This is a genomic window from Kitasatospora sp. NPDC032121, assembly GCF_055580145.1.
This window is the reverse complement of sequence record NZ_JBVILX010000033.1, coordinates 1-12680: the sequence shown is the minus strand read 5'-3', so window position 1 is coordinate 12680 and position 12680 is coordinate 1. Positions and strand designations below refer to the sequence as shown.

Annotated in this window: 9 protein-coding genes; 4 read left to right on the top strand and 5 right to left on the bottom strand. The window is 72.2% G+C overall.

Features of this window, described 5'->3' with window-relative positions; all coding sequences use genetic code 11:
* The first annotated feature begins 44 nt into the window (after positions 1 to 44).
* The 4 genes from ACZ5OX_RS38165 to ACZ5OX_RS38150 all read left to right on the top strand — a co-directional run bounded on the left by ACZ5OX_RS38165 (position 45) and on the right by ACZ5OX_RS38150 (position 6332).
* Positions 45 to 2423: a helicase associated domain-containing protein gene (locus ACZ5OX_RS38165; protein WP_465636668.1), complete on the top strand. Its 2379-nt coding sequence runs from the start codon at positions 45 to 47 to the stop codon at positions 2421 to 2423.
* A 107-nt stretch (positions 2424 to 2530) separates the two neighbouring features.
* Positions 2531 to 3424: a hypothetical protein gene (locus ACZ5OX_RS38160; RefSeq protein WP_465636666.1), complete on the top strand. Its 894-nt coding sequence runs from the start codon at positions 2531 to 2533 to the stop codon at positions 3422 to 3424.
* 471 nt (positions 3425 to 3895) lie between these two features.
* On the top strand, positions 3896 to 4231 hold the full coding sequence (locus ACZ5OX_RS38155) for a hypothetical protein (RefSeq protein ID WP_465636664.1): 336 nt from the start codon (positions 3896 to 3898) through the stop codon (positions 4229 to 4231).
* An 838-nt stretch (positions 4232 to 5069) separates the two neighbouring features.
* The gene (locus ACZ5OX_RS38150; RefSeq protein WP_465636663.1) at positions 5070 to 6332 is read left to right on the top strand and encodes a hypothetical protein; all 1263 of its coding nucleotides are present in this window, start codon (positions 5070 to 5072) and stop codon (positions 6330 to 6332) included.
* Positions 6333 to 6656: 324 nt separating this feature from the next.
* On the opposite strand, the gene ACZ5OX_RS38145 is transcribed toward ACZ5OX_RS38150, so the two are convergent.
* The 5 genes from ACZ5OX_RS38145 to ACZ5OX_RS38125 form a co-directional block, all read right to left on the bottom strand.
* On the bottom strand, positions 6657 to 7610 hold the full coding sequence (locus ACZ5OX_RS38145) for an ATP-dependent DNA ligase (protein ID WP_465636661.1): 954 nt from the start codon (positions 7608 to 7610) through the stop codon (positions 6657 to 6659).
* Positions 7611 to 8097: 487 nt separating this feature from the next.
* Positions 8098 to 8709: a hypothetical protein gene (locus ACZ5OX_RS38140; RefSeq protein WP_465636659.1), complete on the bottom strand. Its 612-nt coding sequence runs from the start codon at positions 8707 to 8709 to the stop codon at positions 8098 to 8100.
* A 98-nt stretch (positions 8710 to 8807) separates the two neighbouring features.
* Positions 8808 to 9041 carry a hypothetical protein gene (locus tag ACZ5OX_RS38135; protein WP_465636657.1) on the bottom strand — a complete coding sequence of 78 codons (234 nt, stop codon included), beginning with the start codon at positions 9039 to 9041 and terminating at the stop codon, positions 8808 to 8810.
* 1321 nt (positions 9042 to 10362) lie between these two features.
* Complete coding sequence (locus tag ACZ5OX_RS38130) at positions 10363 to 10719, bottom strand: hypothetical protein (protein WP_465636656.1); 357 nt, start codon at positions 10717 to 10719, stop codon at positions 10363 to 10365.
* Positions 10716 to 11285, bottom strand: coding sequence for a DUF6232 family protein (locus ACZ5OX_RS38125; protein WP_465636655.1), 570 nt, complete (start codon positions 11283 to 11285; stop codon positions 10716 to 10718). The genes ACZ5OX_RS38130 and ACZ5OX_RS38125 overlap by 4 nt, the downstream gene beginning before the upstream one ends.
* Between the last annotated feature and the right edge of the window lie 1395 nt (positions 11286 to 12680).

Sequence of the window (12680 nt, the reverse complement as noted above, 5' to 3'; positions counted from 1 at the left end):
GCCCGGCACCCCCAAGACTTGGCAGACGAAGGAGACGCACCGCCGTGGACACCACGACCACCACCGCTACCGAGGCTGCCGTGTCGGTTGGGCCGCTGCCCCTCCCCGCCCAGCCCACCACCGGCACCGCCATGGTGAACCCGCTGCCGCTGCACTGGTTCCAGAAGGACGCGGTGGCGGCCGCCGTACGCGCGGTGAAGGGCGGCGGGCGGGCGACCGTCGTCGCCGCGACCGGCTCCGGCAAGACGCTGATCGCGGCCGGCTGTGCGCGGCGTCTGGCGGCGCGGGGGCGGGTGTTGGTGCTGGTGCCGACGATCGAGTTGCTGGAGCAGACCGCGGAGGCGTGGTCGCTGCGGGGCGGGCGTCGGGGTCTGGCGGTGGCGGCGTGTTCGCGGAAGGAGGCGTTGGAGAGCGCGGAGGCCGGCGGCCGGATCCGCGCGCAGGTGTCGACGCAGGCCGCGCGGATTGCCGACCTGGTCGCCTCGGCGAAGCCCGGCGAGCCGGTCACCGTGTACGCGACCTACGCGTCGCTGGAGCGGATCGTCCAGGCCCACCGCGACTTCCGGCTCCCGGCCTGGGACCTGGTGGTCGTCGACGAGGCCCACCGCACGGCCGGGGCGGAGGGCAAGGCGTGGGCCGCGGTCCATGACGACACCCGGGTGCCCGCCGTGCGCCGGCTGTACTTCACCGCGACGCCGAGGATCGCGGACGACCGGCGGGCGAAGGACGGCCTGGCCGACCTCGCCGCCACCGGTGACGGCACCGACGGCGACACGGACGGCGCCGGCGGCCAGGCCCTGCCCGCGTTGTGCTCGATGGACGACGAGTCCATCTACGGCCCCACCGTCTACACCTGGACGCTCGGCCAGGGCATCGAGCACGGCTACCTCGCCGACTACCGCGTCCTGGTCCCGGTCGTCACTGACGAGGACCTGCGCGACCTGCTCAACCTCCCGGCCGTCGCGGACCTGCGCTCCCAGCGCTCGAACGAGGACCTGCTGCGCCTGGCGTTGCAGATCGCGGTGCTGCGCGCGGTCGCCGACCTGGAGCTGCGACGGGTGATCACGTTCCACTCCCGGGTGTCGGGGGCGCGGGAGTTCGCCGACGGTCTGCAGGCGGCGGCCGCCCTGCTGAAGGACGCGGACCGGCCCGAGCGGCTGACGGCGCTCGCCGTGGCCGGCACCGATCGGCTCAAGCACCGCCGGGCCGCGTTCGCCACGTTCAAGGCCTCCACCGGCGAGGACGGCGAGCAGTGCTGCATCATCTGCAACTCCCGCCTGCTGACCGAGGGTATCGACGTCGCCGCGGTCGACGCCGTCTGCTTCGCCGACCCCAAGTCGTCCGTCATCGACATCGTCCAGGCCGTCGGCCGGGCGCTGCGCCAGTCCTACCGCCAGGGCAAGGTGTCCTGGGTCGTCATCCCGGTGTACCTGCCGACGCCGGAGGTCGGGGACGACACGGCGGCCGCCGACCCGGCCGAGGTCCGCGACGCCGGAGAGGCGGTGAAGGCGGAGGCGGACGCCGAGATCGAGGCCGGCTCCTTCCGCACGATCTGGCGGGTCCTGCGGGCGCTCGCGGCCCACGATGCCCGGGTGGTCGGCCGGATCACCGAGCTGCGCGCCCACCGAGCCCAGCCGGCCCTGCTCACCGCCACGGCCTCGGAGGAAGAGGCGGGCACGGCCGCCGGCCCCGGAGAGGGGGAGCCGCCGGCGGTAGTGGAGTCGCCGGTGGACTGGCTGCGGATCGACGCGCGCCGGCACGCGGCGCGGATCCTGCAGACGGTGAAGCTGCGGGCGTTCAACCCGCGGGCGGTGGAGTGGCAGCGGATGCACGCGGTTGCCGCCGCGTTCCACCTCCGGCACGGCCACCTCGACCCCACCGACAAGACGGAGCACGCGGCCCTGATCTCCTGGCTGGACCGCCAGCGCCACCTCAACGGCCAGCACCTGCTCGACCCGGCCCGAGTCAGCGAGTTGGACGCGCTCGGCATGATCTGGTCCAAGCACGCCAACGCCTGGGAACGCGGCCACGCCTACGCCCGTGCCTGGGCCGCCCGTCACGGCCACCTCGCGATCCCCGCGACCGAGAAGCTCGATGGCTACGCGGTCGGTGCGTGGATGCGCCGCCAGCGCAAGGCCGACAACCTCACCACCGACCAGGTGGCCAAGCTCGACGGCCTGGACGAGCTGTGGCGCCTGGAACCGGACTGGAACCGCTCCTACCGCCGCCTGCTCGCCTACCTCGCCGCCGGCGGCACCCTTACCGGCCCCGTCAACCGCACCGGCGGCGAAGCCGACCCGACGTTCCGGCCCGGCACCTGGCTGCGCAAGCAGGACAGGGCCCGCACCGACGGCAAGCTGACCGAGCAGCAGAGCGCGCTCCTGGACGCGCTCACCCGGCACGCCGAGACCGTCACCGGCTGAACCCGACCACACCCGCATCGACACCGCCGTCCCGCTCGCGATCCCGGCGGCCGCCACCCGGCGGCCGCCCACCACCCCGCCGAACCCCTCACCCCGAGGAGCAGCACGTGGAACCGTCCGTCAGCACCCCGCCGGCCGTCTACGCCTGGTGGGGCCAGGTCCCCGACCACCTGCGCACCACCACCCAGCTCGCCGCCCTCGACCTCCCGCGCCAGCCCGCCGGCCCCGTGCGCGCCACCATCGAGACCCGCAACCCTGGCACCGGACGGAAGGACAACTTCGACCTGTACGACCTGCGCGAGTCCGTGCCCACCGCGGCCACCGCCGCGCAGCTCGCCGCGGCCGCCGCCCGCCGCACCACCAACGCCAACGCCCGTACCTGCGCCGACTGCTGTGCCCACCCCGAAACCCCCTGCACGCCCGCCGACGACGGCCGCGCCCTGTGCGGCACCTGCGCCCACATCCAGCGGCTGCGCACCCGCCAGGCCAAGGCCGCCACCGGGGCCCGCGAGGCCGCCGCCGTCGCCGCGCGCCTGCTCGCCGACGAGGGCCTGGTCGTCCTGGCCGTCGACTACATCCCGGGCGAGCCCACCGCGGCCGGCACCCCCCGCCCGCCGGCCGCCGCCCGGCTGGTCGCCGTCGACCGCACCGGCGCCACCCTCTACGACCGCACCGTGCGTCTGACCGGCCCCCGCACCCCCGGCGCCCCCGCCCACGCCCTCGACCCCGCCTCCGCCCTCGACGACCTCAACGCCCTGCTCTCCGGCCGCCCCGTCATCCACTGGACCCCCAGCGACCTCACCCCCCCTACGCGACGCCCTCACCCGACTCAAGCTCAACCCCGACGTGCTCACCGAAAGCCGGGTGAACACCGCAGCTATCGGCGTCACTGCCTGGCGCGCCGACCTCGCCCCCACCACCGGCTGGCACCGCACCCCCACCCCGCCCGGCACCGCCGACCGCCTGCTCCTCCTGCTGCGCCGCATGGCCAAGTCCCATGAGTTCGCGATTTCTGAAGGGCGTTAGAGGCGGAACCCAGGGGTCCACCGTAGCTGGTGGGCATGTAACACCACGGGGTTCAGAGTGATGTCGGTGGGAGGCGGTGGGAGTGCTGGCCCCTTTCGGCCCCGTGTTCTCGGGGCGTGGCGGTGGGTGTTCGGTGCAGGACACCCACCGCGCTGTTGGCGCTGGTGTGTGCGCGATCATGTTGCGCATGACTTCGCAGACGCCGCCGGAACCCGTTGCCGCCGAGGACTACCTGATCAAGGTGTGGTTCCGGTTCGTGCCGCGCGACGGCTGGCTGCCCAACGACACGGAGGGTCTTTGGGCAGCTCTGCGCAGCGAGGACACGGCCCAGGTGCGCAACGTTCCTACTGCGTGGGAATTCTGCGGGCAGGCGGGGTCGACATACCCGCCGGTCGGACCGGAGCCGCGGAACTCAACAAAATGCGAAGGGAAGCGAATAACTGATCATGGATGGGGAAGAGCACTGGAACGCACTGCTGGCCGACATTCTGCTGAGCCCGAAAATCGGGGCGGCCCATGTGCAGTTGGTGGGTGATCTCCTTTCGGTCACCGCTCAGCTGGACATGGCCGCACAACGCAGCCACCCCGGTTTTCCGCCGGATAGCATCGTTGAGTACGACGAGATGCTCAGTCCGCTGGAGGATGCCTACCGGGCCGCCTGGCAGGCGGTGGAGGACGCGCCCGACAGGGAGCGGCGTGCGCCCGAGCTCCAGAGGCTCCGTGCCACGCTGAAGGCCACGTCGAGGGCATTGCGGACTTCACGCGTCAGCGTGGTCTTGTAGTGCAGCTCTACCGCTTTGGTGACTCCGAGGAGTAGCACCTGCCCCCTGGGGCCTGGTTTGACCAACAAATCAGGCCCCACCTGGCGCCACGCTGAGAAGGCCAAGCGGGACCACGAGCGGCTGCTCAACCGCATGACCGAGGTCGAGGCCGCCTCCGAGGACACCTGGCACGCGCCCACGTACGGCGGCGACGCCCTCCACGCCCGCGACCACCACCGCGCCCTGCCGGTCGTCGCCACCACCCTGCCGTTGCTGCGCCGCCACGGCGCCGCCGGCCCGGCGCGCCTGCGTATCGCTGTCGCGCCGCTGCCGACATCGCCATCCCTGCCGGCCCCCTGGAGTCGCGGTGCCCCGGCCTTCCGTTCACCGGCCGGCCGGGCTCGGCCCCTGGGGGTACCGCCGCCGTCCTTCCGCTTTGCCGCTTCCGGCCGGGAGGACGCCGTCGGCCCGTGCGCCGCGAGCGCGCCGGTCGCCCCCGGCCACACGGTCCGTCCGGCCGGTCCACAGTGCTCACCGGTCTTGCCGTCGCGCTCTCCGGGCCAGCCAACGCCCAGCCGCCGGCTGCCGTCCCTTCGCCAAGGCCGTCTGGAGGGTGACGGCCCGCCGGCCGCCCGGCCGCTGCGCCCCCGTTCCGCTGCCGCCGTCCCAGCCAGTCCGCTGTCGCATGGTCGGTCGGCGTCGTCGTGCATCCGCTCCGCTGCTCGCCCGCCTCGTAACCGCATGTGCGACCTAATACGGCGCCTGGCTGCGGCTCGCTGGTCCTGTGGCGGGGGTTGAGGGGGGTTGGGTTCCGGTGAACGCCCTGTGGTGGTGTGTGTGGGCCTCTACTGTGTCGGGCGTGACGATGACGTCGATTGTGTGGGTGCATGCTGCCCGTACCTGGGTTTCGCCGTTGATGCCGCGGGCCCGCTTCAAGGCGACCCTGGCCTGCGAGGTTAAAGACGACCGGGCCCGTGCGGCGAAGGAGGCGGTACCCGAAGCCGACAGGGCGCGGTTGGACGGTAGGGTCCGCGGGGTTCTGCTGCGTTGGTGCACCGTGCGCACGGCCGCGAGCTGGGGGGCGCGTCGGGTGCTGTGGCTGTGTGCCGTGGTTGCGGTGGTGGTCGCGGTGAACAGCCGGTGGGTGCGTCGTCCTCCGCATCCGACGCGGCAGGAGGTGGCCGACTTCGTCGCGGGCGGCGTGGTCGGGGGGATGCTTGCTCTGCTGGTCATCCTGGTCTTGCCGGTGGTCGGGACGATCATCCTATGCAGGCTGTTGCCCGGTCTGAAGTGGGCTGAGGGGATCATGGCCCTCACCACCATGCTCGCCTACTCCCTTGTGTTCCTGATGATCATTGTTCAGGGGCGGTCCAGACTGTTGACGCCTCTGCCGGGGGATCCGCAGGCGAGGGTCAACGGTTCGTGGGCCGGGCTCGTGGCCGCGTGTCTGGCCTGCATCGCACTGAGCGGGTACTACGTGCTCTACGGCCGGATCCGGGCCAAGGCGGTGCGCAAGAGGTGCCGCCCGTTTGACGCGGTGTGCGTCCGGGTCGCGCGGCTGGTTGGCGACCTCCACCAGAAGCGGCACCGCTGGTTCGCCGCCGAGGACGTTGCCGGTTGGTCACGGCAGCTGGAGGAGATCGCGGTCGAGATGGAACGCGCTGGCATGTACCCGGGACGGATCCACAACCCGGGTCCCGAGGTGACGGCTGCCCTGCGGATGGAGAACCTGCGGATCGCCGCCGTGTTCCGCGCGCACAAGCGCGACCTCGCCCAGGCCCACAGCGCTGCCGCGGTCGACGAGGTGACAGCCTCGCTTCTCAACGGCCTCCACGCACTGATGGTTGGCGACCGTGCCGCCCTGCTGACGGGGGCTCCGTCCGACGTCCCGGCGCCGGGACGTTTGGCACGGTGGATGCCGCGCCTCGCTCCCGCGGCGGTGTTCGCTGCGGCCGCGGTGCTGCTGCCGATGGTCCCGTTCGTGGCTGACAGCCCAGGGATGGCCACCAGCCTGCGCTGGACCTTCGCCGTGATGGCCGCCGTCTCGCTCGCCACGATCCGCCAGGATGTCGCCGCGCAGGTCAACGAGGTCTTCGGCCGCGCCGTCCCTTGGGGCAAGTGATACACGACCCCGAAGACAGCCAGGCCCACACGGGCAGCCGCCCTGCCCTCCGGGCACCCGGATAGCCCGCCGCTCACCCGCCTCGCGCCCGGATCCCATCCTTCCGGATGGCATGTTCGCGGCCGAAAAATCCCAGGTCACAGCCCCTGGCCACCTGTCCACCAGCAGGTCTAGCATTCCCTCCACGACGGCCCCACCACAGCACCACCGGGCCGCCGAGCAGCACAGCAGCGCCCCGCCACCCTGGCGCTGCTGACCTCCCACCGGCCGGGCCCCGCGGAACACCCCCCTGCTCCCCTCGGGCTCGGCCGGCTGCGCCCTGCTTCAGCTGCAGAGTCCGCGCCATACTGGTTGTCGGAGTCGGCCGTTGTCGGTGAGTTCCAGGAACTCGACTTCGGCGTGGAGCTCGGGCCGGACGAAGCGGACCTCGGTGCCGCGTGGCAGTCCCAGGCTGGCGCCGGTGGTGAAGGGTGACACTGGGACGGTGAGGCGGCGCAGGGTGGCGGCCAGGGCGCGTTTCTCGGTGGTGACCATGCCGCTGCTGACCGAGCCGACGAACAGGAGTCGGCCGTCGGGCGGGGTGGGGACGCCGACGAGGACGGCGCGCACTGTGTCTCCGGCCAGGCCGCCGTGCAGCCAGGCGCCGATCACGACGTCCGCCGCCCGCAGGTGTTTGATCTTGGTCCAGTCGCGGGAGCGGGTACCGGGCCGGTAGAGGGAGTCGAGCCGCTTGGCCACGACGCCCTCCAGGCGGTGTTCGCGGGTCCATCCGTAGGCCTCGGTGACCGAGTCCCAGACCGGCGGTACCCGTAGGTGCGGCCGCTCCAGGGCCAGGTTCTCCAGCAGGTCGCGCCGGCGCGCGTACGGCTCGTCGAGCAGCGACCGCTCGCCGGTGTGCAGCAGGTCGAACGCGACGTACAGGGCGGGCGCAGCGGCGGCGCCGGCTCGCACCGCCTGCGGGCGGGTGCGGTGGATACGGCCCTGCAGCGCGGCGAACGACGGGACGCCCGTGCGCATCACGACCAGCTCGCCGTCCAGGACCAACGGGCCGCGGACCTCCGTGAGCGCGTCGGCGACCTCGGGGAACCGGTCGGTGAAGTCCACGCCGGAGCGGCCCAGCAACCGCACCGGCGCCGCCTCGGGCACGTACGCGACGGCCCGCACCCCGTCCCACTTCACCTCTGCGACCCACCCGGACCCGGCCGGCAGCGGTCCGGCCGTCGCCAGCATCGGCTCGATGTGGGGCAGCCGCACCCGCGCGGCCCCTCGGGCACTCACGCTTCCCAGGGTGCCGCCGAACCGGACCCGGAGCGGAACCGGATACACCCGTCCGCCGCGCCGGGCTGCCGTCCAGGACCCCTGCCCCGGGGACAGCTCCGCCAGGCCACCCAAGGCCTCCTCCACGGCGCGGGCCTTGCCTGGTGCCAGACGGAGCGCGGCGTGGTCGGCTGGGTGGGTGATCTTGGCCAGCGGTGGGGTCGCTCTCGGCGTCCGCCGCCCTGGCCTGGCCGCCGACCGTGCGGATCGCCGCCGTCGTCCCCGAAGACCCGCCGCACCCCTTCGGCCGGTTCGCACCCCGCTACGCTGCTGTCGGCCTGGGACGGTACTGGGACGCCTCTGCCCCAGCACCGCCCCAGGCCGCCCGGTATGCCCGATTTGCTGGGACGGTCCTAGAACCCACGGACAGGGCAGCGGCCTTTCGGAGCTCCGAACCATGGTTCAGGCGCTGCGGCGGGCAGCGGAATTGGCCCCGCCGGGTGGGAGATCAGGCGCCGTAGGTGCCGCTGGCCCATACCGGGTCGCCTTCGCCCTTGCCTCGGTACACGACCAGGTTGCCGTCGTTCTGGAACACGAAGTGCGAGTCGGCGCCGGCCCACCAGGTGCCGGTGGCCCACAGGGCGGCGCCGTTGGTGTCATAGACAACGAAGTTCCCGTCCGACTGCATCTTCGCCTTCGCGCCCGGGTGGTTGTACGTGCCGGTGGCCCAGATCGCCGAGCCGCTTTCCCTGTTGTACAGCACGAGGTTGCCATCGCCTTGCATGGCGAGCTCGTACTTGTAGTTGTAGCTGCACCATGCCGCGGTCGACACGATGGTGTAGTCGGCCCAAAAGCCGACGCCGAGGTCGTTGTTCGCGTTGTGGGCCGTACAAGGGGGTATGGAGCCTGCGAGGGCGGGGCTGGAGGGTATGGATTCTGCGAGTGCGGGGCTGGAGACCGCCGTGGCGGGGGTGATGTCGGACGAGCCGTGGGCTTGGGCCGCCGTCGGAGCGAAGGCCGTCAGCGCGACCGCTGCGGCTGCGATCGCGGTCCCCTGGGCGAACCTGGTCGTGAACCTGGTCATTTCACCATCCTGACTGTGCCCGAACGTGATGTGCACGGATGAATTGACTTTTATCATATGGTTATTGATGACCCGCCGCCATCATTTTCATGCAAACAGCGGCGAAGGTCTTGACCGCGATCGCTGCCCCTCTGCTACCAGCCAGGTGCTGAGACACCGGCCGGGCCGAGCTCTACCCAGACCAGCAGTGCCTGCTCACCGAGATCGGCCTCAGGCCAGTCGCTCACCCCGCCAAGCCGCGGGCCCCGCCGGTCCTCCCCTGCATGCGCGGACCCCTGCTCGCCCACCGATCGCCCTTTATGGATGATTTCCATGAAATGGGCGGTGATATTTCGGGTTTGGGTTCTTTTACTGGAATTCTGCGTCATATCGTCTATTCAAGGCCCGGGCCGCTGTCCGGCGCGCCGAAACCGATCTTGATGCCTCGCGTGATCCATCAAGGGCAGCGCTTGTCCCGGGCCTGTTCGGGCGCCGAATGGCGGGTGGGCGCATCGGAGCCCGAGGGCCGGCGGCGGGGTCGGGCGGGAGTCGTCAGACCGAAGGCTCTGCCCGCCCGGCCGCCGAGACCGAACCCCCCGCCACCGCCCGGAAGAACACCCCGACCGCAACGGACCCCGCCAGCGGCGGACGGCCGCCGGCTCCGAGTCGTCCGGGTCGGGGCCGCCTTGCTGTGCCGGGCTGCCGTCCAGGGCCTGCTCGTCGACGTGCTGCTCGTCGTTCTCGTTCGGCCGGGGCGTCGGCCTCGGCGTCGTCGCTCGCCAAGCTGCGCCCTGGGCCGAAACCCCCGGCGGCGGTCACCGTTGAACCACCGACCCCGAAGGTCCCCCCACCGCGGGGGCCTGCCGCACGCCGTACCGGGATGCACGTAGGCACCACCGCAGGTGCCACCGGGGGTGCCACCGCAGGTACGGGCGCAGCTACCGCCGTAGGTACCCCGCACCCTTCGGCCGCCGCCGCGCGTTTGTGCAGGTCAGGCCGCTGTTTTGGGTCGCCGGAAAATGCGACAACCCCCTCTGTCTGTCCCTCGGCCCTGGGCTGGTGGTGGGTGGTGCGGTTCTGGGTGACGGTCCGGACGGCGCGGGTTTGCGCCCTGCGGGGCTGTGGTGGTGGTGAGTGCCCGGTGAAGGCCGGACGACCACCGCTCCTGTCGGCGGCCCGCGTCTGGCTGGGGCCGGGCTGCGGTTCCGCTGCCCGGCACGCCATGGGCGGCCCTGACGGGCGCACAGTGGGGCTCTGACACCCCGTCGGGCCCAGGGGGCCGGTCCGGGGGGCCGGTCCGGCCCCACGCGGTCCGGGAATGGCTCTTCCCGGGGCTCCTGATGCAGCTCCCGACGTGGCTCCTGATGTGGCTCCCGCTGTGACTCCTGACGTGGCTCCTGATGCCAGCACCCCCGCCCCGGGTGTGGGGTGGCATTCGTGCAGCTCAGAGGGCTAACCAAGGCGGCTGGAAAAGCCGACAACCCTTTCTGCGCGCCCCTGTCCTTCTGGTGTTGGGGGGTGTGGCGGTGGTGCGCTGTCGGGTCACGCCGGCCTGCGGCGCCGAAGCCGGCTGCGGCCCGGCGGGGCGCCGGTCCGCTCCTGGTGGAGGAGGTCGGCCATGGAGAGGTGGCCGCGGTGGCGGAACTCTCCTGCGGCGGCGAGGTCGGTCCACTGGATGGTGCTGGGGAAATGGCGTAGGCCGGGCTTGGCCTACTGGCCGCCGAGCAGTCCCAGTACTCGCTGCACCGCCTCGACGACAGGGGTACCGACGGCCCCGAGGGTGGCGGCGATCCCCGCCACCGCCATCAGTGCCCGGTGCCGTTCGCGCGGCACTGCCTGTGGGCCGACGGTGATGGCCGGCAGCGCCTCTTCGATCGACTCCGCGGCCATCGGTGCCACGCCCGCCCGGAGTTCGCGCAGCATGGCGACCAGTTCCTCGACCGCCCGCGTCAGTTCCGGGGTGGTCCGGTCGCCGTCCGCGGCCGGCGCGTGGTGGTGCACGATGCCCTTGTTGTCGGTGCCGCCGTACATGTTCACCACGTCGCCGTGGAAGTGGTCGCCGCTCATTCCGTCACCTTCCCGGTGTTGCCGCTGCCGCCGTACATGTTCACGTTGTCGCCGATGTGGTAGTTCCCGGTGTTGACGGTCACCGACCGGATCTTCAGGGCGACCTCGGTCTCCGGGTTCTCCAGCGCGTGCGAGAGGATCCGGACCGCCTCCGCGAGCCGGGCCCGGTCGGCGGTCCCGATCAGGGCCGTCGCGTTACCCGCCGTGTCCACCGCCAGCACCGGTAGCGCGGGCGAGGTGAGGACGACGAGCATCTCCACGAACCCGTACCCCGCCCAGAGCAGGGCCGCCGTCAGGGCCGCTCCCTTGAACATCTCCATGTCCTTCCCGATGTCTGACGGGAGTCCGGCGCCGATCACGGCCAGCAGGGCCAGCGTCAGTGCCTGCACCACCTGCCGCGCGAACCGCCGCAGTGCCTCCTTGCGCTTCGGCAGCAGCACGAAGGCGTAGACCCGCACAATGTTGTGCAGCGGGTAGACGGCCCCGCCGACCCATAGCAGACGCTTGCTGACCCGCAGGTCGACCGAGGCTGTCAGCACCGCCGACGGTCCGGTCGCGAGTGGCATACCGCCCCGGTCCCCGATCGTCGGAGGACGGGGCGGCTGCGGTGGCACCTGGCGGGCCGGGTCCCGCCAGGGACGGTCCGGCTGATCGTTCCTACCCACGCTTCCCCCTCACCTGTCCGGCCCCGGCCGGGGCCCGGTGCCTCCATCGACGCCCCCAGGATGACCGACCGGAACCTCCCTGACGAGTGGTCACACACAGGACGCCGCAGCCCGCCTTGACACGACGGTCCTCGGTCGCCGTGCGGGTGGGCCAGCCGTCCGGCCTCTGCTGCGCCCCACCGTGGAGGTGACCTCGGCGGGGCCCGTGTTGGCCTTGCCTCGGGTCTGGTGGCCGTGCTCCGCGGTTCCGCCTTGGTGGTCGCTTGGGGCCCCGTGTCGTCGTCCGGGGCCTGCCCGGGGCCGGCTGCGTCGGCCTGGTGTTGCTCGTCGTTCTCGTTCGGCCGGGGCGTCGGCCTCGGCGTCGTCGCTCGCCTTAGGCTGCGCCCTGGGCCGCCGTCCGGGGGCCTGCGGCGCTAGCTGGCGGGCCCTGTCCGGGGGCCTCGCGTGTGGGTCCTGCTCGGTGCCGGCCGGTCCCGGCCCCGGGCTCGCTGTGCCGTCCTGGTGGTGCTGCTCGTCGCGGTGCTGCGCCGTGCTGGCGTTCTCCGGCAGCTCCGCTCGGCGCCGTTGGACGGCCCGCTCGTCGGCCTGGTGACGTCCGGCTTGTCCGGCCGCTCGTCCGACTCGGCGCGGTCTCTGTGCGTTCCCCGCCGTCCCGGTGTCCTGGCTGCCGGTCGTGCTGCTGCGCCCTGGCGCCCCCCCCGGGGGTGTGACCTGTTGGTGTTGTGGGGCGTGAAATTGGCTCTACATGCCAGGTTGTCTGGACCTTTGGTTGGTCCTGTTGGGGTGTCCGGGTGGGTGGTGACTCACGCTCGGGTTGGTGACTGTGTGTGGTGGCGGAGTGGGGTCGGGGGTCCGGTGGGGCCGCTCGGGGGCCGGTGGGGTGTTGTTGGGGCGCATTCGAGGATGAATTCCTCCAGGTATCCCGTTCGGTTGTTTTGGCGGATTGGTTGCCGGTGGTGGTCTGAATTCGGGTGGAATTGCGCGGGCGGGGTGGTGGCGGGGGTCGGTGTTCGGTTTCGTCCGGGGTGGAGCCGCCGGGCCCCGCGCCGTCCGGCCCTGCTGCGCCCTGCCTGCCTGCTGTGCCGCCGTCCGGGGCGGCGTGCGGGCCTCGCGGTGCTGCTGTCCCTGGCCGCTGGGCACCGCCGTTCCGGCTGGACGGCTGGGTGGCCGTCAGGCCGCCCTGGTGGCTGCCCGTGGAGGAACGTCCGGGAGCCCTGGGGGAGGCCGTGTGGGGTCGTCGCGCCTGCTGTCGCGTTGGGCTGTCGTGTGGGGTGGTGTCGTGTGGTGTGACGTGGG